Source organism: Rhodococcus sp. P4_B6, from assembly GCF_056402215.1.
The window spans coordinates 1-23,971 of the sequence record NZ_JBFUHV010000017.1 but is presented as its reverse complement, the minus strand read 5'-3'; the positions used below and the strand labels follow the sequence as shown (position 1 = coordinate 23,971).

Annotated in this window: 21 protein-coding genes and 2 pseudogenes; 11 read left to right on the top strand and 12 right to left on the bottom strand. The window is 65.0% G+C overall.

Annotation, left to right across the window (positions count from 1 at the left end; translation table 11 throughout):
- Positions 1-9 precede the first annotated feature (9 nt).
- From AC1DWT_RS11020 to AC1DWT_RS11000, 5 genes are all read right to left on the bottom strand, one after another.
- Positions 10-1,233, bottom strand: a complete 1,224-nt coding sequence (locus AC1DWT_RS11020; protein ID WP_206013732.1) for a CaiB/BaiF CoA transferase family protein — start codon at positions 1,231-1,233, stop codon at positions 10-12.
- Between the two features lie 18 nt (positions 1,234-1,251).
- Complete coding sequence (locus AC1DWT_RS11015; protein WP_259375861.1) at positions 1,252-1,503, bottom strand: Zn-ribbon domain-containing OB-fold protein; 252 nt, start codon at positions 1,501-1,503, stop codon at positions 1,252-1,254.
- A 99-nt stretch (positions 1,504-1,602) separates the two neighbouring features.
- On the bottom strand, positions 1,603-2,121 hold the full coding sequence (locus AC1DWT_RS11010; RefSeq protein WP_128640966.1) for a MaoC/PaaZ C-terminal domain-containing protein: 519 nt from the start codon (positions 2,119-2,121) through the stop codon (positions 1,603-1,605).
- Between the two features lie 40 nt (positions 2,122-2,161).
- Positions 2,162-3,316 carry an acyl-CoA dehydrogenase family protein gene (locus AC1DWT_RS11005; protein ID WP_206013731.1) on the bottom strand — a complete coding sequence of 385 codons (1,155 nt, stop codon included), beginning with the start codon at positions 3,314-3,316 and terminating at the stop codon, positions 2,162-2,164.
- 151 nt (positions 3,317-3,467) lie between these two features.
- Positions 3,468-4,622 (bottom strand): CaiB/BaiF CoA transferase family protein, encoded by a 1,155-nt coding sequence (locus tag AC1DWT_RS11000; RefSeq protein ID WP_206013730.1) that lies wholly within the window; start codon positions 4,620-4,622, stop codon positions 3,468-3,470.
- A gap of 400 nt (positions 4,623-5,022) precedes the next feature.
- Here AC1DWT_RS11000 and AC1DWT_RS10995 point away from each other — a divergent pair, with 400 nt between their 5' ends.
- A complete protein-coding gene (locus AC1DWT_RS10995; RefSeq protein WP_206013729.1) occupies positions 5,023-6,144 on the top strand; it encodes an NDMA-dependent alcohol dehydrogenase in 1,122 nt (373 codons plus the stop codon).
- 116 nt (positions 6,145-6,260) lie between these two features.
- Here AC1DWT_RS10995 and AC1DWT_RS10990 read toward each other — a convergent pair whose 3' ends face one another.
- Entirely contained in the window at positions 6,261-7,274 is a 1,014-nt protein-coding gene (locus AC1DWT_RS10990) for a zinc-dependent alcohol dehydrogenase family protein (protein WP_206013728.1), read from the bottom strand.
- A 5-nt stretch (positions 7,275-7,279) separates the two neighbouring features.
- Positions 7,280-8,776 carry an aldehyde dehydrogenase gene (locus tag AC1DWT_RS10985; protein WP_206013727.1) on the bottom strand — a complete coding sequence of 499 codons (1,497 nt, stop codon included), beginning with the start codon at positions 8,774-8,776 and terminating at the stop codon, positions 7,280-7,282.
- A 416-nt stretch (positions 8,777-9,192) separates the two neighbouring features.
- Between AC1DWT_RS10985 and AC1DWT_RS10980 the strand changes: the two genes are divergently transcribed.
- The gene (locus AC1DWT_RS10980) at positions 9,193-10,062 is read left to right on the top strand and encodes an acyl-CoA thioesterase domain-containing protein (RefSeq protein ID WP_206013726.1); all 870 of its coding nucleotides are present in this window, start codon (positions 9,193-9,195) and stop codon (positions 10,060-10,062) included.
- Positions 10,063-10,075: 13 nt separating this feature from the next.
- Here AC1DWT_RS10980 and AC1DWT_RS10975 read toward each other — a convergent pair whose 3' ends face one another.
- Positions 10,076-10,813, bottom strand: coding sequence for an IclR family transcriptional regulator (locus AC1DWT_RS10975; RefSeq protein WP_206016042.1), 738 nt, complete (start codon positions 10,811-10,813; stop codon positions 10,076-10,078).
- A gap of 84 nt (positions 10,814-10,897) precedes the next feature.
- Positions 10,898-12,256, bottom strand: a complete 1,359-nt coding sequence (locus AC1DWT_RS10970; protein WP_206013725.1) for an MFS transporter — start codon at positions 12,254-12,256, stop codon at positions 10,898-10,900.
- A 213-nt stretch (positions 12,257-12,469) separates the two neighbouring features.
- On the opposite strand from AC1DWT_RS10970, the gene AC1DWT_RS10965 reads away from it, so the two are divergent.
- From AC1DWT_RS10965 to AC1DWT_RS10930, 8 genes and pseudogenes are all read left to right on the top strand, one after another.
- Complete coding sequence (locus AC1DWT_RS10965) at positions 12,470-13,408, top strand: LysR family transcriptional regulator (protein WP_477920589.1); 939 nt, start codon at positions 12,470-12,472, stop codon at positions 13,406-13,408.
- 82 nt (positions 13,409-13,490) lie between these two features.
- Complete coding sequence (locus AC1DWT_RS10960) at positions 13,491-14,387, top strand: LysR family transcriptional regulator (protein ID WP_477920588.1); 897 nt, start codon at positions 13,491-13,493, stop codon at positions 14,385-14,387.
- A 267-nt stretch (positions 14,388-14,654) separates the two neighbouring features.
- A complete protein-coding gene (locus AC1DWT_RS10955; RefSeq protein ID WP_477920616.1) occupies positions 14,655-16,121 on the top strand; it encodes an aldehyde dehydrogenase in 1,467 nt (488 codons plus the stop codon).
- 46 nt (positions 16,122-16,167) lie between these two features.
- Positions 16,168-16,941, top strand: a complete 774-nt coding sequence (locus AC1DWT_RS10950; RefSeq protein ID WP_477920586.1) for an N-acyl homoserine lactonase family protein — start codon at positions 16,168-16,170, stop codon at positions 16,939-16,941.
- A gap of 53 nt (positions 16,942-16,994) precedes the next feature.
- Positions 16,995-18,392 carry an MmgE/PrpD family protein gene (locus AC1DWT_RS10945; protein WP_477920584.1) on the top strand — a complete coding sequence of 466 codons (1,398 nt, stop codon included), beginning with the start codon at positions 16,995-16,997 and terminating at the stop codon, positions 18,390-18,392.
- A 107-nt stretch (positions 18,393-18,499) separates the two neighbouring features.
- On the top strand, positions 18,500-19,858 hold the full coding sequence (locus AC1DWT_RS10940) for an SLC13 family permease (protein ID WP_477920582.1): 1,359 nt from the start codon (positions 18,500-18,502) through the stop codon (positions 19,856-19,858).
- A gap of 107 nt (positions 19,859-19,965) precedes the next feature.
- Positions 19,966-20,724 (top strand): SDR family NAD(P)-dependent oxidoreductase, encoded by a 759-nt coding sequence (locus tag AC1DWT_RS10935; RefSeq protein WP_477920580.1) that lies wholly within the window; start codon positions 19,966-19,968, stop codon positions 20,722-20,724.
- A 184-nt stretch (positions 20,725-20,908) separates the two neighbouring features.
- A pseudogene (locus AC1DWT_RS10930) lies at positions 20,909-21,134 on the top strand (helix-turn-helix domain-containing protein); the annotation flags it as partial.
- Between the two features lie 34 nt (positions 21,135-21,168).
- On the opposite strand, the gene AC1DWT_RS10925 reads toward AC1DWT_RS10930, so the two are convergent.
- Complete coding sequence (locus tag AC1DWT_RS10925; RefSeq protein WP_477920578.1) at positions 21,169-21,414, bottom strand: anti-sigma factor family protein; 246 nt, start codon at positions 21,412-21,414, stop codon at positions 21,169-21,171.
- A 139-nt stretch (positions 21,415-21,553) separates the two neighbouring features.
- Between AC1DWT_RS10925 and AC1DWT_RS10920 the strand changes: the two genes are divergently transcribed.
- Positions 21,554-22,216, top strand: coding sequence for a class I SAM-dependent methyltransferase (locus AC1DWT_RS10920; RefSeq protein WP_072944622.1), 663 nt, complete (start codon positions 21,554-21,556; stop codon positions 22,214-22,216).
- A gap of 26 nt (positions 22,217-22,242) precedes the next feature.
- Here the strand turns inward: AC1DWT_RS10920 and AC1DWT_RS10915 are convergent, their stop codons facing one another.
- On the bottom strand, positions 22,243-23,604 hold the full coding sequence (locus tag AC1DWT_RS10915) for an FGGY-family carbohydrate kinase (protein ID WP_477920575.1): 1,362 nt from the start codon (positions 23,602-23,604) through the stop codon (positions 22,243-22,245).
- Positions 23,605-23,641: 37 nt separating this feature from the next.
- Positions 23,642-23,971: pseudogene (locus AC1DWT_RS10910) on the bottom strand (hypothetical protein); the annotation flags it as partial.

The following is a 23,971-nucleotide window of genomic DNA, read 5'->3' as shown; positions in this document are numbered from 1 at the left end:
CCTTGGTGGTCAGCCGGCCGAATGTGCGGCGCGCACTTCGGGTGTGTACGTGGCGCCGGAATTCAGCAGCTCGTCTATTTCACCGCGATCGAAACCGGCGTCGGTGAGCAACTGCACCGAATGTTCGCCGAGGCGCGGCGCCGGGTACCGCAGGTCCGGCTGACTCTCGCTCCACTGTTGCGGAATCGCCATCGTCTTCAGCGGGCCTTCCGAGGGGTGGTCCTGGTCGACGAAGAAGCCGACCTCCCTCATGTGTGGATCGTCCAGCAACGATTCCGGAGTGTTCATCTCGATGACCGGAATATCCGCTTCGGTCAGGAGCTTCATCCATTCCGCGGTCGTCTTCGTTTCGAACACCTGCCCCAGGAACTCGTACAGGATTCCGATGTTCTGGGTCCGTCCGTTGATGTCGGCGAAACGCGGGTCCTCGACCATCTCCGGGTGTCCGGAGATTTCGAAGAATCGCTGCCAATGCTTGTCGACGTAGACGTTCACCCCGAGGTAGCCGCCGTCGAGCGTCCGATACGGGCGGCGGTCCGGGTTCATCATCCGGCCGTACCCCCAATCGCCGATCGGCGGATCGAACGTGTGCCCGTACAGGTGGTCGCCCATGACGAAATGCGCGAACGTCTCGAACATCGGTACCTGGACTTCCTGACCGACACCTGTCTTCTCGCGCCGGAACAGTGCCATCGACACGGCCGTGCTCGCGGCCATGCCGACGACGCGGTCTGCGATGGCGGTGGCCACATAGGTCGGCGGACCTGCCTTGCGGCTCTGGAGTACCGGCATACCAACCGCTGCCTGGATCAGGTCGTCGTATGCCGGCCGGTCGGCGTAGGGGCCGTTCTGGCCGAACCCGTAACAGCCGCAGTAGATGATCCGCGGATTGATCGCGCGGGCGTCCTCGTAGCTCAACCCCAGCCTGGCCATCGCTCGAGGCCGCAAGCTGTACAGCAGCACATCGGCGGAACCGATCATCCGCTCGAGTGCGGCGCTGCCGCCGGCGGACTTGAGATCGAGGACGAGGCTGCGCTTGTTGCGATTGAGGTGCAGGAAGATCGCGCTCATTCCGGGGTTGCGGGACGGGCCGACACCGCGAGTCGTATCGCCGGCCCGTGACTCGATCTTCCAGACGTCTGCGCCCATGTCGGCGAGCAGGAGCGACGCGTACGGGCCCATGAAGTTCGATGTCAGGTCCAGGATGCGCACACCCTCCAACGGTCCGGTCATGTCACTGCTCCTACTGTCCTACTGGTGGTCCGTCATGGTGAATACGGGGAGTTTCTGCTCCCCACGTTGTACGAAACGCGTCGTGACCGGTTTTCCGATCGCGATGGCGTCGGGTTCGCCGTCGATCTGTGCGAACAAGGTGTAGCCGTCGTCCATCTTCACGAAGTCGACCGCGTACGGCGCTACCGTGGTCCAGACGGGCGTCGGTCCACGCATGATAGTGCTGTACGAGTAGATCGTCCCGCTCCCAGCCGATTGTGTCCACGACAATGCAGACTCCGTCGCATCGCTGTGCAGGCAGAGCGAGTGCGCCGGCCAGACCGCCTCCGCCCATGCCGACGATCGCTGCGCCGGGCTTCGACGACATACTCAGTTCTTGGCGCGCTCGGTGGGCAGCGACGCGCCGACCAGGGCCTCGAGATCCTCGCGCTTGCGCAGCATCAACAGGCTCCATTCGCTCTTCTGGCACACGTCGCCGTTCTGGTTGAGCGCCTTCATCAGCAGCGTGATGACGCCGTATTTGTCGTCCTTATCCTTCTTGGCGAGGACCTCGGCGGTGACGTAGATGGTGTCGTTGATGTGCACCGGCGTGAGATACCGAAGGTTGTTGATCCCGTAGTTCGCCTGGATCGGCGGACCGAAGGTGATCAGGCCGGTCATGATGGAGTAGGTCAGCGACCCCTGTACCAGGCGCTCACCGAAACGGGTCTGGGCCGCGTAGTGGACGTTCGAGTGGATCTCGATCCAGTTGCCGGTCAGCGCGCAGTAGTTGACCACGTCGGTCTCGGTGATGGTGCGACCACCGCTGCGAAACACCGTGCCGACCTCGATCTCGTCGAGCGGCATGTCGATGCGGTTGTTGATGGTTACGGGATTCGTCGTTGTCATCGCTGCTTCCTTGGGACGTGAAAGGTGATCGGGGAGAGACTCAGGCGTTGGTCAGGCGCATCGACTTGGCGATGATCGTGCGCTGAATCTGCGACGTGCCGCCGCCGATCGTGCACTGGATCGACTCGCGCAGGTAGCGCTCCATGTCGCCCTCGGGCAGGTTGGCGTAGCCACCCAGAATCTGCATGCCGTCGAGCGCACACTGCTTGAGGGTCTCCGACGCGTACAGCTTGGCCATCGAGGTCTCGCGGGCGGCCGGGGTGCCCTCGGCTTTGATCGCGGCGGCCCGGTAGCAGAGCAGACGAGCAGCGTCGACGCGGGTCTGGTTCTCCGCCAGCATGTGCTTGAGGACCTGGAACTCACGGATCGGCTTGCCGAACTGAGTGCGCTGGTGCGCGTACCGGTTGGCGTTGTCGACTGCCTCCTGCGCGTTGCCGGTGTAAGCGGCTGCGACGGCGCAACGCTCCAGTTCGAGGTGGTCGGTGATGACCTTCCAGCCCTGGCCCTCTTCGCCCAGCAGCGCGTCGCCGGGAACCCGGACCTCGTCGAGGAAGATCTCGGTGGTGCCGGTCGCGTGCCGCGACAGGGTCGGCAGCTTGTTGATGACGAGTCCCGGGGTGTCGTTCGGGATCAGAAGCACCGACAGGCCCTTGTGCTTGTCGGAGGTGTCGGTGCGAACCAGCATCGCGATGACCGTGTTGTCGGCCGCTGCACCTGAGCACCAGAGCTTGGAGCCCGTAATCACCCAGTCGCCGTTCTCGTCACGGCGAGCGCGGGTCTTGGTGTTCGCGGCGTCCGAACCGGCGTCGGGCTCGGAGATCGAGACCGAGAAGCGAATGTCACCGTCGATGAACGGCTTGACGTAGCGGTCCTGCTGCTCCTTGGTGCCGAACTTCAGGATGTTCATGGCGGTGAAGGTCGGAACGAGCACCGAGCACGCGAAGTCGAATCCGAACTTGCCGAGACCCTCTGCCATCAGCGAGTAGTCGAAGATATCGCCGCCGGAGCCGCCCATCTCCTCGGGGAACAGGATGCCGAGCCAGCCCTGCTTGGCGATCTTCTCGTACGCCTCGTACGGGTAGAGCCGGTTCTCGTCGCAGTGCCGGACATACTCGACGGTGATTTCGTTGTCCATGAAATCGTTCACGACGTCGAGCCAAGCTGCCTGGGATTCGTCGAGGAAGTTCGAATTCATATTCTTCTCTCCAGATCGGAAGGAATGGTGCCCGTATTTCGGTTGCACCGCTTGAATAAATGGTAGAACTGCGCGGTTGCCGAACCTAGTGATTCTTTTCGAATCAACGATTCGGCGAATGCGAATCCTGTTGTGAGGCGCAGCCGAGGGGTCAGGTGATTGCGCCCGCCGTGCGGAGTGCAGCGAGTTGTTCGGCGGTAAAACCCCAGTCGCCGAGAACGTCGTCGGTGTGCTGTCCGGGCGCGTCGGGCGGGCCCTGGATCGCGCCCGGGGTGCGGCTGAACCGCGGCGCCGGCGCCGGCTGCACCACGCCGTCGACCTCTGTGAACGTGCCGCGCGCAACGAGATGCTTGTGCTGCGGTGCCTCGGTCAACGACAACACCGGCGCCCAGCACGCGTCCTCCCCTTCGGCGAGGGCGCACCATTCGTCGCGAGTGCGGGTTCGGAACACCGCGGCGAACCGTTCCTGTATCTCCGGCCAGCGGGTCCGGTCGTGCTGATCGGGCATGTCGGATTCACTCAGTCCGAGAAGGCGAAGAGTGTTGCGCCAGAATCGGGTTTCGTTACAGGCGACGCTGATCCAGCGTCCGTCCGAGGTCTCGTACACGTGGTACCAGGGCGCGCCCGAATCGAGCCGATTCGTTCCGCGCTCGTCGTTCCAGTATCCGGCTGCGTGAAGGCCGTAGAACAGGGTCATCAACGACGCCGACCCGTCCACCATCGCTGCATCGACCACCTGGCCACGGCCGGACAGCCGGCTCTCGAGAAGAGCCGCAACCACTCCCAGCGCCAGATACAGTGAGCCGCCGCCGAAGTCGCCGGCGAGATTCAGGGGCAACGTCGGTGGCCCGTCCTTGGCGCCGATGCCATGAAGGACGCCGGTCAGTGAGATGTAGTTGGCGTCGTGCCCCGCGGACTGAGCCAGCGGTCCGTCCTGACCCCATCCCGTCATCCGCCCGTACACCAGCGCGGGATTCGCGGCGAGACAGTCGTCCGGGCCGATTCCCAACTTCTCCGCCACGCCGGGACGGAAACCCTCCACCAGCACATCGGCTCGACGCACCAGGTCGAGAATCGCAGCGGCGGCCGCCTCGTTCTTCAGATCCATTGCTGCACTGCGGCGTCCGCGATTGAGAAGATTGAAGCGCGGATCCACCGGCGCGCCACCGTCGTAGCCCGGCGGCCGGTCGATCCGGATGATGTCCGCCCCCAAGTCGGACAGGAGCATGCAGCAGAACGGAACGGGCCCGACGCCGCCCAGTTCCACGATCTTGACGCCCGCGAGCGGGCCACGGGATTTCTTCATATTTCGGCTCCAATCGACCACCTCGAGTCTATTGCTCACCTGAGTCGGTTCCAATTGAAGAAACGTGAAGTGTCGATTCGAGTAGACCGAATTCCATCGATCTATTTAGCCAATTCTATGCCACCATTGACGAATTCGCCTTCACAGTGACACCATTCACGGAGGCAGTATTTCTTCCCGTGCTGCGATGAATCCGCGCACGGAGACAGCGGCGCAGTGTTCGGCAACCGCCGACACCGTGCGCAGTCTGCCAGTCGGGGTCATCGAACGTACGCCGGTGTTCACCGGCGCTCACCAGCGGGATCGTCACCAAGAGGAGTGGATGCACCATGAGAACACCGAATGATCGCGTCGATGCGGGCAGGGCGGTATCCGATTCCAGCGCGCGGGCGGCTCGCTCATGCTGACCAGGGGCGCTGTGCTGCGGCAGTCGCCGGGCACGTACGAGGTGGTCGAGCTCGAGGTCGATGATCCCTGGCCTGGGGAAATCCGGGTCAAGATGGCCGCCACCGGCCTCTGCCACTCCGACGACCACTTCGCGACCGGAGACCAGCAACCGGGGATCCTCCCGATTGCGGGTGGCCACGAAGGCTCGGGGGTCGTCGAGGCAGTGGGACCGGGCACCACAGGCTTCGCCGAGGGCGACCACGTGGTCTTCTCCTTCCTGCCGGTGTGCGGTCGCTGCCGATGGTGCGCCACCGGTCATCAGAACCTGTGCGATCTCGGCCGATTCCTCGCCACCGGTGCCCGCTTCGACGATCCGAGCTCGTTCAGACTGTCCCTCGACGGTGCACCGGTCGGACAGCTCGCCGGTCTGGGAACATTCTGCGAATACGTGACCGTCTCGACGGCATCGGCGATCAAGATCGACCCCTCGATCCCACTGGACGTCGCGTGCCTGACCGGGTGCAGCGTGGGGACCGGCTGGGGTGCGGCGGTCAACTCCGCGCAGATCCGGCCGGGGCACGTCGTCATCGTGATGGGCATCGGCGGGATCGGGATCAATGCCGTCCAGGGTGCCGCACACGCCGGCGCGGGCGCCGTCATCGCCGTCGACCCGGTCGAATTCAAGCGCGAATCGGCGTTGAAGCTCGGGGCCACCCATGCCGTCGCCGACATCGAGGAGGCCACCGAGGTGGCCCGGTCGATGACCAACGGTCAGGGCGCCGACGCCACCATCGTCACCGTCGGCGTCACCAGCGGACGTCATGTGGGGCAGGGCCTGCAGTCCGTCCGCAAGGCGGGTACGTGTGTGGCGGTCGGGCTCGGTGATGTCGCAGTGAAGGACGGTGACATCAACCTGCACGAGCTCGTCCTGTACCAGAAGCGGCTGCAGGGCTCCCTGTTCGGGGCCAGCTGCCCCACCGCGGACATCCCGGTACAGCTGCAGATGTACCAGAACGGGCAACTTCGCCTCGACGAGCTCGTGACCACCCGCTACTCCCTCGACGACATCAACGTCGGCTTCGACGACATGAAGGCCGGCCGCAACCTGCGTGGAGTCGTGGTCTTCGATTCCTGAACCGACGGGTAGGGGGCGGATGCACGACGCGCGTCCGCCCCCTACCCGTTCGGGATGGATCAGTGAATGGTCAGCGCCACTGCCGAGGGCACTTCGGCGGCCGGGCGATCTGAACGCTAGAACTCGAAGACACCCTTGCCGTCGCTCTGCTGCGCGAACCATTCGTACGCCTCCACACCCTGATCCAGGGACCAGGTGTGGGTGTAGATGTCGTCGATGGGGAGATTCCGTGCGGCGATGAACTCGGCGCACCGCAATTGCTCGATCGTGGACATCGTCCACGACGTCATCAACGTCCATTGCTTCTTGTAGTGAGCCTGGACGTCGAACTCGATATGCCCGGGCAGGCCGAGGAAGCATGCGCGGCCCCAGGGGGCGAGTACTGCGAGAGCATCGTCGTTGGCTTTGCCGGAAGTCTCCAGAATCAGCGGTGCGCCGCGTCCACCCGTCAGGTCGGCGATTGCTTCGACCACATCGCAGGACCCCGAATCGACAGTCGAGGTCGCACCGAAACTCTTGGCGCGCTGTAACCGGTTGTCGTCGATGTCCACGGCAATCACCGTCGCACCCAGCGCCGACGCGAGCATCGTGCCCGACAGACCGACGGGGCCTTGGCCGAATACCACGATCGTTTCCCCGGCGACAGTGCCGAGCCGTTGCAGGCCACCCCACGCCGTGCCGGTTCCGCACCCGATCGCTGCCCCGGCCTTGTAGCTCAAGGCGTCCGGAAGCGGCAGGAGAGTGCGGGCAGGCACTTTGAGGAATGGGGCGTGCCCACCGTTCGCGGAGATTCCCATGACCTTCGATGGTTCGCGCTCGCACATCTGCGGCCAGCCGGAGCGGCAGGCGGGACACGCATCGCAGCCCCAATAGTGATGAATCATCACGCGATCGCCGACACGCGCCATCATCGGCGTCACACCGTCACCGACGGCGTGGACGTCCCCGCACGGTTCGTGGCCCTGGATGACGTCGGTTCCGACAGCTATCGCGCCCCTACGGAACAGGAGGTCGCTTCCGCACATGCCCGAGGCTCGGACCCGGACGACGACCTCGCCGGGCCCCGGTACAGGATCGTCGAACTCTCTGATGACAGTGGTGTCGTCGCCCGGAAAGGCAATTGCACGCATCGTGATCAATCCTCCGTGTTCTCGAAATAGTTTGGGAATTGCGCGGTGAGGCCGATGACCGTCGTACGGGTCTCCATGTACGGGGTGAGGGCGTCGATGCCGTTCTCCCGGCCCCAACCGCTGGCCTTGAAGCCGCCGTAGGGAAGTGACCACCGCACGAACGAGTAGGTGTTGACCCATACCGATCCGGCTTCGATCTGGTTCGAGACCCGATGCGCGCGACCGATATTGCCCGTCCACAGTCCCGCGGTCAGCCCGTACGCAGTGTCATTGGCGATGGCGATGGCCTCTTCTTCGTCGTCGAACGGGATCAGTGCCACCACTGGGCCGAAAATCTCTTCACGCGCCACCCGCATGTCGTTGGAGACGTTGGCGAAAACGGTCGGCTGAACGAAGTAACCGGGTGCCAGTTCGTCGGTGAGGATCCGTTCGCCTCCGGCGACCAGTTCGGCGCCGTCGTCCCGGCCGATCTTCACGTACGACAGGGTTTTGTTCAGTTGCTCTTCGTGCGCCTGGGGTCCCATGCGTGCGGTCTCGTCGGCCGGCATGCCGACACGTACCTGGGCGGCCCGGGTGCGGAAGGTGTCTACTGCGCGGTCGTATATCGATCGCTCTACCAGCACCCTCGACCCGAGCGCGCAGCTCTGCCCGCACAACCGCCACGCCGAGGCGGTGGCCGCATTGAGCGCCTGATCGACGTCGGCGTCGCCGAAGACGATGTGCGGGGCCTTGCCGCCCAGCTCGAAGGTGAATCGTTTGAGGTTGTCGGTGCCGTCGACCACCATCCGCCGGCCGGTGTCGGTCGAGCCGGTGAACGAGACCTTGCCGACGTCGGGGTGAGCGACCAGGCGCGCACCGGCCGTGCGCCCGTAACCGGGGACGACGTTGAGGACACCCGGTGGGAACCCCGTCTTCTCCGCGAGTTGCGCCAGGACGAGTGCGGACACCGGAGTCTGTTCGGCAGGCTTGAGGACGACCGTACAACCTGCAGCGAGGGCAGGCCCGATCTTCATGCACGTGGTCAGCAACGGCGCGTTCCAGGGCACGATTGCACCCACCACACCGATCGGCACCATGGTGGTGAAGGCGTGCACCGTGTCGTCCATCGGTATCGTGCGGCCTTGGGTCTTGTCGGCGAGCGAGGCGAACCAGTAGTACCACTGCACTTGTGCAGCCAGACTCCCGCGGAGGTCGGACTTCAGGGCGCCCGTGTCGTGGGACTCGAGTTCCACCAATTCGGGAATCGCTTCCTCGAAAAGCTGGGCGAACCGTCGCAGTAACGCTGCGCGCTCGTGACCGGGGGTGCGGCGCCACGGGCCCGCGAACGCCTCGGCCGCTGCCGAGACGGCGCGGTCGATGTCACCCGCACCCCCCATCGCAACCGCCGCCCACGGCTTACCCGATGCGGGGTCGATACTCTCGGCGATGACGCCGTCGATGGGGTCGACCCATTCACCACCGATATAGAGCTTGTCGAAAACGCGCAATTCCGTTTGTGGCATACGCAACATGTACGCCGTGAAATGACTTGGCGTCAACTGTGAACTGCGGTTTCTCTGGAAGAAATCGCCAGTTCGTAAAATGGAAAAAAGACGCTTCGCTCCCGGGAAGTAGATGATTCGAAAATACGAAATTGACGCGGTTTCGCGCCGAGGATAATCTGCGAAAGAGTTCTATGTGCGGAACCGGCCACGGTAGGGAGAAGCGCGTGACTCATGAAGCACGCCGCGTCGTCATTGCCTCTGCCGCATCGGAAGGTCCGTCGTGGTATCGGCTTCCGGCGTCGAAGCCACTGGTCATCGACGGCCGACAGTGGGAGCCGGCGCTTCTGTAGATCCCTTTCCTCGTGACACTGTCACGGTCCGTAATATGCGATGAGATCGTTTCGATTCGAAAACGAAGAAGAGGAGAATCGAGGATGACGTCCGCCTTCTTTCGGTTGGCGCCCGGTCGCGATGTTCAGTCCGAGGAATACGTGCCCCAATCACCCGCTGGAAGTGGCTGGGGCAGTGGACACATGCGCGGCATGGCCGTCAGCGGGGCTCTTGCTCGTGCCACCGAGAAGACTGTGGAGGAACTCGGGCGGCAGGACCTTCAGCCGGTTCGGTGGACCCTCGACCTCTTCCGTCCCGCGGGGATGAAACCGTCCGTCACATCGACCACCGTAGTTCGCGAAGGGCGCCGCCTGTGCCTCGTCGACGCGGTGCTGAGCCAGGACGGGGAAGCGGTCGCGCGGGCCAGCGCACTGTATCTGAGCCCCACCACGACACCGGACGGCATCGTGTGGGCTTCGGGCAACAGCCCGCAGCCGCCACCTGACGACTGCAAGCGGGCGGCGGGGACTGCCGAACGGTTGTACCGCAGCGACGGTGCGGGCTGGACCCTGCCCGCGGACGCACCGCAGAACGGTGATCGCAAGCAGATCTGGCAATTCGCGATCCCGGTGGTCGAGGGCGAGCCACCGACTGCTTTCCAGATGGCCGCGAGCATTGCGGACGCCGCCAACGTCATCAGCAATTTGGGCAGTGCGGGACTGGAGTTCATCAACGCTGACGTGACTCTCGCACTGGCACGTCTACCGGAGGGCCTCGAACTCGGACTGGCCGCACTCGATCGGGCCGAGCAACACGGCATCTCCGTCGGCACGGGGCTCGTGTTCGACCGACTGGGAGTGGTCGGTTCGGTCACCGTCTCGGCGGTCGGAAACGCCCGGCGCGCTGTCGATCTCCGTGGGTTCGGCCAGGGGGACGGTGCTGCCCCGCAAACGAATTCGAGTGCCGCGACCTGAGGCCCCGGCGCAATTACTGCGCCGTCAGGCGCTCGGCTATGTGCCGGGCTTCGCTGATTGCGGCGTCGGCGATCTCCTCGAGTCGGATATCGATGCGGGCTCGTGGCCCGGCGACCGTGAGGACGGCAACGTGTTTGTCGCGGTGGAACACCGGGACCGCAACGCCGCCGAGGTCGGGTGTCACTTCTTTGCTCGCGTATCCGATTCCGTCGCGTGCGATGCGGTCGAGTTCCTCGCGTGCCTGTAGGCGCTTGTCGGTCTCCTCGATGTGGGTGTCGAGGTAGGTGTCGCGGAACCGCTGATCTGCATAGGCCAGGAAGCACTTGCCGGCGGTGGACGGGAAGAGCGGGCGCCGGACGTGGAGTGCGGGCGAGAAGCGGATCGGTTGCGTCGACTCGATGATGTCGATGTTCACGACGGATTCCCCGATCTGAATGCACAGCGTGACCGTCTCGTCGAAGCGGCGGTGCAACGATTCCAGGCTTTCCCGGGCCACGCGGTCGACCGGAGGTTGGTGCGCTGCCAGCAGTGTGCCCACTGCGGGACCAAGGGTATAGGCGCCGTTCTCGGTCAGGTAGCCGGTGGCCACCAGGCCCTTCACGATGTAGTGCACGGACGATCGGGGGGCGTCGAGCGCTGCGGCGAGCTGGGCGAGTGACAGCCCGTCCGTGCTCCGGGAGACGAGCTCGAGGATCGTCATGACACGTGAGACCGTGCGATGCTCTTTCGCCTCACCAGCAACCGGCGGCACGTGGCTCTCCCTCTTCTCGATCACCGATCGAATCAGCCTACAGGTGACTGGGGCACCGCCACGTCGGGCAGTGCCCCAGCCGGATCACCGAACGGCGGGAGCGCTTTCGGCGGAAGGGGTGTGGTTTCTGATGCTGATGGTGCGGTACTGGTCACCGAGTGCTGCACCCGCGATGAGGATCGCGCCGACGACGAAGATCAGGGAGACACCCCAGGTGGAGTGGGTCGGGGACAGTGAAACCATGGTCAGCGCCGCGAGTGGAGCGAGGCCGCCGGCGAGTGCGCCGCTGACTTCCCGTCCGGCGCCGAGGCCCGAGGCGCGGACTTCGGGTGGGAACTGCCGGGCGAGGAAGGACCCGGAAGCCGCGAGCAGCGTGGGCTGGACGATTCCGACGGTGAGGATGAGTGCGAGCCAGATGTAGACCGGTCGGTCGGTGTTCAGGAGCCAGAAGAAGGGGAATGCCAGCCCTGCCACACACCCGGCGCCGATAAGCATGATGCGGCGTGTCCCGGCGCTGTCGCAGAGCCGCCCCGCGAGGGGGATGGTCACGAGCGCGACGGCACTGGCCAGGCTGATACCGAACGCGCCGACGTTGGCGGCGACGTCGCGGAACTCGGAGAGATACGACAGTGAGAACGTCTTGAAGATGTAGCTGATGCCGTTGACGCCGATGGTCGACACGGCGACGACGGTCAGCCCACGCCAGTGATTCTTCAGCAGGTCGCGGAATGGTTGTGTCTTCTTGCGGGTCTGAGCTTCGGCGGCTACCCGTTCGAAGTCGGGGGTCTCGGGCAGGTTCCGGCGCATCCAGTAGCCCAGCCCGACGAGGACGAAGCTGGCCAGGAACGGGATCCGCCAGCCCCAGCTGTAGAGGTCGGCTTTGTCGAGGCTCGTCACGGCGGCCACGGCCAGGGAGGACACCAGCAGGCCGACGCTTACGCCCATGGCCGGCCATGCGCCCTGCCGTCCGCGGGACTTCGCGTCGGCATGCTCGTAGGACATCGCGATGGCGCTGCCGAACTCTGCGCCCGCACCGAGGCCCTGGACGATACGGAACAGAACCAGCAGCACGGGTGCGGCAATCCCGATCGTCTCGTACGACGGGATTAGGCCGATGCAGCCGCTGGCCAGGCCCATCAGTAGGAGATTGAACGACAGCACGGCCTTGCGGCCGATCTTGTCGCCGAGGATGCCGAACACGATTCCGCCGAGCGGGCGGGCCAGGAATCCGACGGCGAACGTGGAGAAGGCGGCGAGGGTGCTGACCGTGGAGTCTTCCGAGGGAAAGAAGAGCGGGCCGAACACCAGGGCGGCCATCGATGCATAGAGGTAGAAGTCGAACAGTTCGAGGGCTGTGCCGACCACTACCGCGGGGCCGACGTTCTTCGGCTTCCGGCGTGGCGGATTGGGGGCGTTGTGGAGCGAGTCCTGTGGCTGTGTCACGGGTCGAGCCTCTTCTCTCACTTCGGACGACGGTTGCGTCATTCATATATATGAACACGCCATTCGTAACTACGATGATATGATCGGGAACACTAGGGAGTGAGCTGGGCCACGTCAACCCTGTTTCGAAACTTGTCTCTCACGATCTCGGTCGCGAGAGACAGGGCGTGATTGGCATGGTCGAGTCCGTATTTCGCTGATCGTGAGGGCGGTATGGCTATGTTCAACAGGCTTCATCTGATTCGACAGGTCGATCTGTTCACGTTGCGACTGTTTCTGTCCGCGATCGAAGAACGGCAGATCGGTCTGGCCGCGATCCGGGAGAACATCGCCGCGTCCACGGCAACCAAGCGAATCCAGGCCCTGGAGGACATCGCCGGAATCAAGCTTCTCGATCGTGGGCCCAGGGGCGTAGTCCCCAGCCCCGCCGGTGCAGTCCTCGAACGACACGTCCGCACGATCTTCGGAAACCTCGAGGAGATGCGCTCCGAGATAGCGTCTTTGACCGAGGGAGTGCAGGGTGACCTGACGATCGTGTCGGCCCGATCGATCATCGTGCCGTTCCTGGCGCGGGAACTGGGCGAGTACAGCCGTGAATACCCGCTCGTCGACCTGGCCGTACGGGAGACCGAGAACGCCGAGATCGTTCAGCAGGTCGCGCGCGGCGAAGCGGACCTCGGGGTATTCGCGGCCGCACACGAACTCGATCTCGACGGCGTGGATGTCACGCCCTACCGTCGTGATCGGCTGGTCGCGGTGGTGCCGCTGGGTCACCCGCTCACCGAGCAGTCGGTCGTGACCTTCCAGGATCTGTTGCCCGAAAGGCTGATTGCGGCACGCGCGATGGCGCCGGCGTTTCGCGCCGCGGCGAATCGGTTGGGAGAGCAATTCGATTCCAGGCACTCCGTGCGGAGCGGAGAGGTCGCGATGAGTCTCGTCCAGGCGGGAATGGGCGTCACCGTTCAGCCGGAATGCCTACTCAGTCACGAGATGATGAGCCGCGTCGCGGTGATGGAATTCGCCGAGCCGTGGGCGGCGCGCAGGATCCACCTCGCCACCGCTCGTGGGCGGGCTTCGAGCCCGGCTGCGAGCGCACTCGTCACCCAGCTGCTCGACCGCCCGCACGACTCCGATGACGCAAATTCGTGCTGAGTGAACTGGTGGCGGATCCCGGTCCGGCGCCGCCATTGCGCGATCGAAGTCCAGCGTTACCTGCCGGTAGTATGCTCCAACCATGCAGTGGCAGGTCGATCTTTTCAGCCTGAGGCTCTTTCTTTCGGCCGTGGAAGAACGTCAGATCGGGCTCGCTGCGGCGCGGGAACATATCGCCCCGTCGACCGCCACCAAGCGAATTCAGGCTCTCGAAGCCATGGTCGGTCTCCCCCTCCTGCATCGGGCACGAACGGGCGTCGCGCCGACCGAGGCGGGTGCAGTGCTGGCTCGATACGCGCAGAGAATGCTCGCCGACTTCGACGATCTGCGCTCGGAGTTGGCCACCCTCACCACGCAGGTGGAGGATCGGCTCGTGGTCGCCGCGGCACACTCGGTGATCATCGATCTCCTCGCGCCTGCGGTCAGAAGGTTCATCAACGAGCGTCCGTTCGTCGAGCTGTCGCTGCGCGAGGTGGACAACAGCGAAGTGATTCGCCAGATCGAAGCCGGGGAATGTGATATCGGCGTGTTCGCCAGCGTCGGCGAACCGAAGTGTTCCGCTGCCGAGATGGAACTCCTCGGCAGCGAGCCCCTCGTCGCTGTACTGCCACGAGAACACCGCCTCGCAGATCGGAGTTCCGTGAGGTTCGGCGAACTTGCCGCCGAGGGGCTGATCGCGACACAGACGACGGCGACGATCTTCCAGGATCACGGAGCTGACACCGACGATTTCCGACATGTCGTGCGCACGGGTGAGGTGGCGCTCGGTATGGTCCGGGCCGGCCTGGGGGCCACCGTCGTCCCGCAGCGAATGGCTACCCAGGCAGCAGACTCCGAGATGCTGGTGCGGCCGCTCGACGAGAGCTGGGCAGTGCGACGCATCAACGTCGGCACCGCGACGCGGATGTTCGGGACGCCGACGGTCGCGGCTTTTCTCGGGTGCTTGATCAGGCAGGTGCCGCAGACGCCCGCAGAGTAGATTCCGCCGCGGTGAGCGGGGTGGCGATGCTCTGAGCTGCATGCTTCGAAGCCCGCGAAGGGTGCTTGCCGAATCGCCAATTGACTGTCGTGATAAGCCGTTCGATAGTTGTAGAGGCGTAGGTCACATCGGGCCGGGGTTTGTGAGTCGAACTCGAGTCGAACCCCATCGCCGTGCGCGAGTATCCCGCGGCTGAAGGCGAATTCCCGAGGCTGCGTGGCGAATAGAGCATTCATCTGCATTTCTAGAATCGGCAGGAGTTTCATCATGGTGTGGCAGGGCAAGTACACGAACTTGTTCATCGGAGGCGAATGGGTCGAACCCGCCACCGATGACACCATCGGAGTCGTGTCGCCGTTCACAGAACAGGCACTCGCCCGGATTCCCGCCGGTTCGCGGGCGGACGTCGACCGCGCGGTAGGTGCTGCGCGCGAGGCGTTCGACAGCGGTCCGTGGCCGCGCATGAGCCTGTCGGAGCGGATGGACGTGGTCCGTCGATTCGGCAAAGCGATCACCGAGAATCGCGAATCGATCGCGGTATTGATCACGGAAGAGATGGGCTGTCCGATCACGCAGACGGTCGCATCCCAATCCGGCGCCGCCATTGCGTTGATCGATGCCAACCTCGAGCTCGTCGAGCAGTACGCGTGGCGGACCGTGCGCCGCTCGAACACCGGCAACGCGCTCGTGACCCGCGAGCCGATCGGCGTGGTCGCGGCCGTTGTGCCGTGGAACGCGCCGCTGTCGGTCGCGATGCTCAAGCTCGTCCCCGCCCTGCTCGCGGGCTGCACAGTCATCCTGAAGCCTTCCCCCGAGGCTCCGCTGAGTTCCTACTTTCTCGCGGAAATGGTTCAGGCCGCGGGTTTCCCGGCCGGCGTGGTCAACATCGTCACCGCCGACAGGGCCGAGAGCGAATACCTCGTCACCCACCCCGGTGTGAACAAGGTGTCGTTCACCGGTTCGACCCTCGCCGGCCGACGCATCGCGTCGCTGTGCGGCAACGACCTCCGCCGCTACACACTCGAACTGGGCGGGAAGTCCGCCGCGATCGTCCTCGACGACGCCGACCTCGACGGTGCGGTGCAGTCCCTCCGGACGCAGTCGTTCCGGTACAACGGTCAGGCGTGCACGAACAAGACGCGGATCATCGTGTCGCGGCGTCGTGAGAAGGACCTGACCGACCGGTTGGCCGCAATGGTCGAGGGTCTTCGCGTGGGCGATCCCTTCGACCAGTCGACGGAGATCGGGCCCCTGGTCAGCGTGCAACATCGCGAGCGCGTCGAAGGGTACATCGCAGCGGGACGGGAGGAAGGCGCAACCGTCGTCGTCGGTGGCGGCCGACCCGCCGAGTTCGAGCGCGGCATGTTCGTCGAGCCGACGCTGTTCACGAACGTCACACCCGATATGAAGATTGCGCAGGAGGAGATCTTCGGTCCGGTCGTGGGTGTGCTCGTCGTCGACGACGAGGACGAGGCGATCGCCGTCGCGAACGACTCGGCATTCGGGCTCAGCGGCGCCGTGTACGGCGCGGATCCCGAGCACGCACTCGCGGTCGCCCGCCGGATCCAGACCGGCACCGTCGAGATCAATGGGAACGGCGCCGGCTTCCACGCCCCGTTCGGCGGATTCAAACACAGCGGTATCGGCCGGGAGGCCGGCCTCGAAGGATTCGACGCCTTCGTCGAGTTGAAGTCCTACGGCATCTCCGCCGAGGTCGCCGACACCCTCGGCTGACATGGGCCACACCCTCATTTGTCCTGCACACCCGAAAGGTTCTGCCATGACGGCAAATCGACTCTGGCCCTTGGCCGGAGCATCCATCACCCTCGACAGCGGTTTGATCACGATGGGTCACCACGGGCCGCTCTCGGTGCCGATTCCGACCTTCCTCATCGAGCACGATCGAGGCTTGGTCCTGTTCGACACGGGACTGGCACCGGAGGCGTGGAACGACCCCCGGTCGGTGTACGGCGACCTGGTCGATGTGTTCGCCCTCGACTGCCCGCCGGAGAACACCCTCGAACTGCAGATCCAGAAGTGCGGTTTCGAGCTCTCCGACATCACTCATGTCGTCATCTCCCATTCCCACTTCGACCACACCGGAGGCATGTACCTCTTCCCGGACGCCGAGTTCTACATGTCGGAGGTGGATCTGCGCTACGCGTTCTGGCCGGACCCACCCTACCGCGGCTTCTACCGGACGCAGGATCTCGAGCTGACCCGGTCGTTCAAGTGGAATCCGTTGCGTGAGGACTACGACCTGTTCGGCGACGGAAGCCTCGTCATCTACCAGACCCCCGGGCACACCCCGGGCGAGGTCAGCTTGCTGGTCAAGCTTCCGTCGCGGTCGTTCCTGATCACCGGAGACTCGGTTCACCTTCGCTCCGGACTCGAATCGGAGTGCCCGTGTCCGGTGGACGTCAATGCGATCCAGACCGTGCAGTCGATCCAGCGGATCAAGCAGATCAGCGCGAGCGTGCAGGCCGAGATCTGGGTGTTGCACGATCCGGACGACTGGGAGCGGCTCGGCACGGTCGAGGGCGGCTACAAGTGACGATGCCGCGCTAGACAATTCTTCATGTCGGGGGCGTAGTAGTGAGAGAGAGTATGAACAAGAGCAAGGACGAGCCCGAAATTGCAGGTCTCACAAAGCGACTGGCGGAACATGTCGCCCACGTGGCGAACTCGCCGTTGACCGCTGAAGACGTCGAAGCGGTCCGACGGCTGTTCCTCGACAGTTTTGTCGTCTCGCTGTGGGGCAGTACCCGTCCCGCGGCGAAGCAGATCACCGACTGGTCGCGCAGGTTTGCGGGCACCGGGAACAGCGTCGTGCTCGGCGGCGGCTGGACCACCGAAGCGTCCATCGCCGCCCTGGTCCACGGCACCGCGGGGCACAGCTACGAACTCGACGACACGCACGACGTGACGACGAGCCACCCCGGTTGTGTGATCATTCCGGCAGCGCTTGCCGTCGCTGTGGAGACGAACGCGTCGCAGTCGGAGTTGTTCCGCGCCGTCGCAGCCGGCTACGAAGCGATGGCGCTGATCGGCACCACTTCGGGCGGGTTGGAGACGGTCCACCGCGGCTTCCACCCCACCTCCGTCTTCGGTTCGTTCGGCGCCGCGGCGGCGGTGCTGAGTCTGCGGGCGTACCGGGGCCAGCAGCCCGTCGATCCGGGAGTCCTCGTGACCGCCTGGGGACACGCCCTCTCCCAGGCCAGTGGCTCCATGCAGTTCTCGGTCGAGCCGACCGGGGGTGAGGTCAAACGCGTGCACGCCGGACTGGGTGCCCGCAACGGTGTGCTCGCAGCAGACTTCGCGATGCTGCCCGATGTGACGGCACCGCAGCTGTCGATCGAGGGAACGTACGGTGCCGCCGCCAGCTTCGGCGGACCACTGCGCGACGTCACGCCGGACGACAAGCTGCAGATTCACGTGATCAGCTTCAAGCCCTACTCGTGCTGCCGGTTGTTCCACTCGACGATCGACGCCCTGCGGGAAGTGACGGACGACTTCAGTATCTCGATCGACGACATCGAGGAGATTCTGGTCACCGGGCCGCGGCTCATCGCCGATCAGCACATGACCAAGGCCGAGTCCACCATGACGGCGCAGTACAGCTGCCCGTACATCGTCGGCGCGACGCTCGCCTACGGGCCCACCCGATACGACGCCTACGGCGAGGAATTCCTCGACGACGAACGAATCCTGGCTATCGCCGGAAAGGTCCGGTTCGAGGTCGATCCCGCCCTGGAGGAGAAGTACTACCCACGGCACTTCGCGACCGGCGTGCGGATGCGATTCGTGGACGGCAGCACCCGGTCGGCGACGGTGGTCGACAGCGTCGGCACGGCGCAACACCCCATGACCAGGGATCAGATCATCGCCAAGGGCGACGGCCTCGCATCTCAGGGCAACTTTCCGACTGGAGACGAACTGGCCGCGGTGATCTGGAACGACGCCAACGGCGGCGTCGAGCTGGCGAAGGCGCTGACTTCCGGGTAGTGCACTGCTGCGCACACTTCACCCTCGTCCCGAATCGGCCTGCCGCAGAACGCGGCTGCCGCGATGCGGGTTCGAGCTTCACTTACTTGGTCCTGGAAGGACTGGGCATGATCTACGCAATCTCCGTTCTCGTCCTGGCGGCGATCTTCACGGTCGCCACCGTCGCACCGATCAATATGGGAATCCTCGCGTTCGCCGCGGCATTCATCGTCGGCGCCTGGGTTTCCGACATCCCGATCGACGAGGTCGTCGACGCCTTCCCCGCGGGGACCTTCCTCATCGTGGGTGGCATCACGCTCCTGTTTGCCATCGCGAAGGCGAATGGCACCCTCGACTACATCATGGACAGATGTCTGCACCTCGTCCGCGGCCGGCGCTGGGCCATCGTGTGGATGCTGTTCGCACTATCCGGTCTACTCATGTCGATGGGGGCCGTGCTGGCAGTAGGAATGCTCGCCCCGATCGCGATGCCACTTGCGGCGAGAAACCGCATCAACCCGTTCCTGATGGGCATGATGATCACTCACGGGGGGCTGGCTTGCGTATTCTCGCCGATCAATCTGTATGGCGCACTGGTCACCGGCATCATGCAGTCGGCAGGTCTGCCGACGAATCCCGGCGTCATCTTCCTGGTGCCGTTCGTCCTGAACCTGGCAATCGGGATTGTGCTGTTCCTGATCTACGGCCGTGATCTCGTCCGACGCGACAACCGAGGAGACGAAGCCGTCAGCGCATCGGACGGTCCGATCGGCGGGATCGGGGCGGGCAGCCTGCCGTTCCCCGAATCCGACGGCACCGGCGTATCGACCGCGGTGTTGAACCGCAGCAGGACTGGCACCGCCGCGGAGGCGCCCCCTGCTCGTCCTCGGCTGAACCGCTACCAGTGTGCAACCCTGGGCGGCATACTCTTCCTGGCGGTGGGTTCGGTCGGGTTCGGTATCGACATCGGGGTCAGTTCACTCTGTGTGAGTGCCGCGTTGCTCCTCATGGCACCCAAGTCGCACCCGAAAATAGTGGACAATGTGGCCTGGCCGGCGGTGGTTCTGGTCTGCGGAATGCTCACCTACATGGCCGTCCTGACCAAGAACGGAACCTTGGACTTCCTGGGCAACACGGCCTCCGCGGCCCTGGCGCCGCTGTTCACCGCACTGATCCTCTGCTACGCGGTCGGCATCCTGTCGGCGTTCGCGTCGTCTACGGCCACGATCGGTATCGCCTTGCCGCTCGCGATGCCGTTGCTCCTCGGTGGCGAGGTGGGCGTTCTGGGATTCGTTGCCGCGATCGTCTTCTCGGCGACTGTGGTCGACGTGAGTCCCTTCTCACTGCACGGAGTCATGATTCTGGCGAATGCGGAAGTCGAGGACAAAGTGCGGTTCCAGCGAAAGATGCTGGCCTACTGCGGCATCATCGTGCTGTTCGCACCGCTCGTCGTGTGGGCGCTCGTCGTCGTGCCGACCTCCGTCTAGCCTGATCCCGCAATTCCCCACCCAGCCGGCGTTTCAGCACGCAATCGCATCGAGCCTTTGGCCATGGATGTTCCTCTGTGGCAATCGAACTATAAGGAGATTTCATCGTGGACAGGTTGAAAGACAAGGTCGCACTGATCACCGGCGCGGCGTCGGGCATGGGCGCGGCCGACGCGCACGTATTCGCGCGGGAGGGGGCCAGCGTCGTCGTCACGGATATTCGCAAGGACCTCGCAGTGGAGGTCGCGACCAGGATCACCGATCAGGGCGGCTCGGCGATCGGAATCGAACTGGATGTCACGAAACCCGAACACTGGAACGCCGTCGTCGAGACGACAATCGACACGTTCGGCAAGCTGAACATCCTGGTGAACAACGCGGGCCTCCCGGGGACTCCCAAAACCTGGGAGGAAGCGACGATCGATGACTTCAAGCGCCTGATGGACCTGAACGTCTACGGTCAGTTCTACGGGATTCAAACCGTTCTGCCGAACCTCGAGGCCCAGCGCGGAGGATCGATCGTCAACATGTCGTCGATCGCCGGCATGATCGTGTGGCCGAATCTTCACCCAGGTTACTCGGCGTCCAAGGGAGCGAACCGGTTGCTGACCAAGAGTGCCGCAGCTGATCTGGCCAAGCGCAACATCCGGGTGAACTCGGTGCACCCCGGGATCATTCATACACCGCAGAGTGACTACCTGGTCTCGGACGAGGAGGTGCTGCCGCAGCTTCTCGCGGCGGTGCCGTTGGGGCGGGTCGGTCGGCCGGAGGAGGTCGCCGAACTCGTGCTTTTCCTCGCGAGTGACGAGTCGTCGTATATCACCGGTCAGGAATTCGTGATCGACGGTGGGTACACCACGATCTGAGGACGGCTCGGCGATCGCGATCAGTGTGGTCACGTCAGACGCGCAGTGGAGCCGGCTATCCTGCCATGTTCTCGGTGAGCTTGTCGGCTGCCTGGGAGACTACTGGTCTACGTCCTACAGGTCGACGTCGGTGGCGCCATCGATTTTCGAACAGTTCGGCGGTGTCACCGCCGGCCGAGCGTAACGAGCCTTCACGCGAAGATTCGTCCGTGAGACGGGTATCAGTCCGGCGGCGTGGCGGCTGCGGGCTCGGTTGCTGGCCGCCATCCCGATGCTGCGCTCGCAATCGGTAACCCGGGTCGCGACGACCCTCGGGTGCGCCTCGCATGTTCTCGTACGCGTTCAGTCACGAGTTCGGCATGCCGCCGTCCGTCGTGAGCCGCCGAGAGGACGCATCCCGGAATCGGTGAATTCGTCTGTCACGAAACGGTTTCCCGTGAGGTCTCAGCATTGTCGCCGGAAGTCGGTGAGGATGYGGTCCCGCAGTGCCGGATCGAGTTCTTCGATCGACAGTTCGCCGAGGGTGTGCACCGTCTGTTTCATCTGGTCGACGTAGTGGGCGCAGCCGCCGCATTCGCTCACGTGCGTCTCGAACCTGGCCTTGGTCTGCGCGGCGAACGCATCCTCGAGGTAGACGGTGACGAGTTCGACGAGTTCCTGACAGTCCATCGTTCGTTTCGATTCCTTCACGGGAGTGCCTCCTGAGTCCCGCCGACCCAGCGTCTGCGGCTATTGGCACAGTGTCCGGAAGTGCCCGGATCGTTACACCGGATGGAACGGCGTGCGGATGCGTGGTGGCGACAGGCGCCGCGGGCGTACGGTCGAGGTCATGACCGAGGACAACCAGGTTGCGCCGTGGGACGACATCTACCGAGGCGATGCGAAGGAATTTTCGGGGCCGGTGCCGTGGAACATCGGTGAGCCGCAGCCCGAGATCGCCGCGCTGATCGCGGAAGGCAAATTCCGCAGCGACGTACTGGACGCGGGGTGCGGACACGCTGAAACGTCCCTGCAGCTGGCGGCGCAGGGGTACACAGTTGTCGGTCTGGACCTGTCGCCGACAGCCATCGCGGCAGCCCAGGCGGCAGCGGCCGATCGTGGCCTGACGACGGCCACGTACCAGGTGGCGGACATCAGCTCGTTCACGGGTTTCGACGGCCGATTCGCCACGATCGTGGACAGCACCCTCTTCCATTCGCTGCCCGTGGACCGGCGGCGCGACTACCTGCAGGCTGTGGCCCGGGCGGCCGCACCCGGCGCGTCCTATTACATCTTGGTGTTCGCGAAGGGCGCCTTCCCCGAGGGGCAGGGACCGAACCCGGTGACCGACGACGAACTGCGGGAGGCTGTCGCCGAATACTGGATCATCGACGACCTCCGCCCGGCCTTCATTCACGCGCTGCTCGGGCCGGAGGAGGCCGCGAATTGGCAGCGCGACGACAAGGGCCGGGCCATGCTGCCTGCGTGGCTGCTGTCGGCGCACCGCGACTGAGACACGGAGCGGGACTTCGTCGACGCCTACGCGTGTGCGCCGACATCGTCGAGGTGCGCCGTCATGCCCATCGCGGTGGCGGGATCGGTATCCCACCCGATGGCGGTCGCCGCGAGCAGTGCTGCCGCGGTCGCGGTGACCTGGGGTTCGGGGATCACGGTGAGGTCGCGGCCGGTGACCGCCCTCTTGGTCTCGACCCATCCGGGGGATCGGGACCAACCGCCGGCAGCGTAGACGGCAGGCTGCCCGGGTAGGCACACCGCGACTGTGTCCTGCGCGCGGGCACCGATCCGCGCGAGGGCGCCGAGAACCGCGGAGGCACGCGAGAGCGGTGACGTGGGGGCGTCGGGGGTGTAACGGGGCAGCGCGCCRCCTCGGCTGCCGGGGACGAACACCGGCGCGTGCAGGTAGTCGTCGGGTGGGGTGTCGCCGGAGATCATCTCCTGCAGGCGGGCACCGACGGCGGCGTCCTGGGAGGCCCATTCGACGTTGCGGGCGAGTTCCTCCACGGACAGCACAGTGGTTCCGGAGGACAGGATTCCGGGTGCGACATCGAGGTCGTCGCTGCGGGGTATGCCTGCCTCGGGAGCCTGGGCGACGACGACCTCGGCGGTGCCCATCGAGTCGAGGACGGCGCCGGGATCCATCGCATGCACTCCCCAGCCGCCGATCGGATGATCGTGGCCGCCGGCGACGACGACGGCGTCGGGGGCGATGACACCCGCGGTGACGAGGCGGTCGGAGAGGAACCCGCCGATGACGTCACCGGCCCGGCGCACCGGCGGCAGTAGGGCGGCCGTGCCGATGCCGGCGGCCACCCGGTCGTCGATCCACCGCCGGCTGTGACCGTCCCACGCGGCGGTGCGGGCGGCGAGGGTGTCGCTGAAGAACGGGGTTCCGGTCCACACGCTCGACGGGTAGTCGGTGAGCGCGACCCACGACCGGGCCTGCGAGGCGCCGGGTTGGTCTGTTGCCCAACGCCATCCGACGAGGGTGCGTGCGGCGTCGTCGGCGGTGCAGAGTGCCGCGTCCGGCCGGAGCCGCGGGGCCAGGTCGGCGAACACGTCGGCGCGCCGGGTGTCGAACCAGGCCAGTGCCGGGGTGAGCGGGGTCAGGGCGTCGTCGACGAGCACACCGTCCTCGCCGACCCCGGCCACGCTCACCGCGTGCACCCGGTACGTGTCCGAGCAGATGTCGAGAATCATCTCCTCGATCGCGAACAGCAGATGCTGTGCGTCGACGGACAGGTCGACCGCACCCCGGGGAGTGGTGCGCCGCCGCCTGGCGACGACCGCCCCCTGAGGTGTGAGCGCCACGACCTTCGTGTTCGTGCTCCCGATATCGACTCCGCACACCACCGGTGAGCGCCCGCTGCGGTCTCGTGTCATCTGTACTGTCCTCGTCGTCTGCCGTTGGAGTACCCGCTCAGGCGGGGAAACTCACCTTCCGGGTCAGGGTGCCGATCTCCTTCAGTACGCGTTCGCCTTCGCTGCGTTCGCGTTGCCAGATGTTGCGGCCGACGATGATTCCGCGGGCGCCGGCGCGCAGGGTCTGCCCGATGGCGTCGACGGTGTCGTTGACGTCGCCGGCGAGGGGTCCGCCGGCGATGACGAGGGGGACGCGGAGTTCGTCGACGAGGCGGGCGGTGCGTTCCTCGCCGGGGAAGGCGATCTTGATGATGTGGGCGCCGAGGTCGTAGGCGATGCGGGCGACCTTCTCCTCTTCGACGACGACGTCGTCGGTGCGGGGTGCGCC

What these genes read in the sequence shown, in the direction of transcription:
- AC1DWT_RS11020 (WP_206013732.1), bottom strand. Translation starts at nt 1,233, where the DNA reads ATGACCGGACCGTTGGAGGGTGTGCGCATCCTGGACCTGACATCGAAC.
- AC1DWT_RS11010 (WP_128640966.1), bottom strand. Translation starts at nt 2,121, where the DNA reads ATGACAACGACGAATCCCGTAACCATCAACAACCGCATCGACATGCCG.
- AC1DWT_RS11005 (WP_206013731.1), bottom strand. Translation starts at nt 3,316, where the DNA reads ATGAATTCGAACTTCCTCGACGAATCCCAGGCAGCTTGGCTCGACGTC.
- AC1DWT_RS11000 (WP_206013730.1), bottom strand. Translation starts at nt 4,622, where the DNA reads ATGAAGAAATCCCGTGGCCCGCTCGCGGGCGTCAAGATCGTGGAACTG.
- AC1DWT_RS10995 (WP_206013729.1), top strand. Translation starts at nt 5,023, where the DNA reads ATGCTGACCAGGGGCGCTGTGCTGCGGCAGTCGCCGGGCACGTACGAG.
- AC1DWT_RS10990 (WP_206013728.1), bottom strand. Translation starts at nt 7,274, where the DNA reads ATGCGTGCAATTGCCTTTCCGGGCGACGACACCACTGTCATCAGAGAG.
- AC1DWT_RS10985 (WP_206013727.1), bottom strand. Translation starts at nt 8,776, where the DNA reads ATGCCACAAACGGAATTGCGCGTTTTCGACAAGCTCTATATCGGTGGT.
- AC1DWT_RS10980 (WP_206013726.1), top strand. Translation starts at nt 9,193, where the DNA reads ATGACGTCCGCCTTCTTTCGGTTGGCGCCCGGTCGCGATGTTCAGTCC.
- AC1DWT_RS10965 (WP_477920589.1), top strand. Translation starts at nt 12,470, where the DNA reads ATGGCTATGTTCAACAGGCTTCATCTGATTCGACAGGTCGATCTGTTC.
- AC1DWT_RS10960 (WP_477920588.1), top strand. Translation starts at nt 13,491, where the DNA reads ATGCAGTGGCAGGTCGATCTTTTCAGCCTGAGGCTCTTTCTTTCGGCC.
- AC1DWT_RS10955 (WP_477920616.1), top strand. Translation starts at nt 14,655, where the DNA reads ATGGTGTGGCAGGGCAAGTACACGAACTTGTTCATCGGAGGCGAATGG.
- AC1DWT_RS10950 (WP_477920586.1), top strand. Translation starts at nt 16,168, where the DNA reads ATGACGGCAAATCGACTCTGGCCCTTGGCCGGAGCATCCATCACCCTC.
- AC1DWT_RS10945 (WP_477920584.1), top strand. Translation starts at nt 16,995, where the DNA reads ATGAACAAGAGCAAGGACGAGCCCGAAATTGCAGGTCTCACAAAGCGA.
- AC1DWT_RS10940 (WP_477920582.1), top strand. Translation starts at nt 18,500, where the DNA reads ATGATCTACGCAATCTCCGTTCTCGTCCTGGCGGCGATCTTCACGGTC.
- AC1DWT_RS10920 (WP_072944622.1), top strand. Translation starts at nt 21,554, where the DNA reads ATGACCGAGGACAACCAGGTTGCGCCGTGGGACGACATCTACCGAGGC.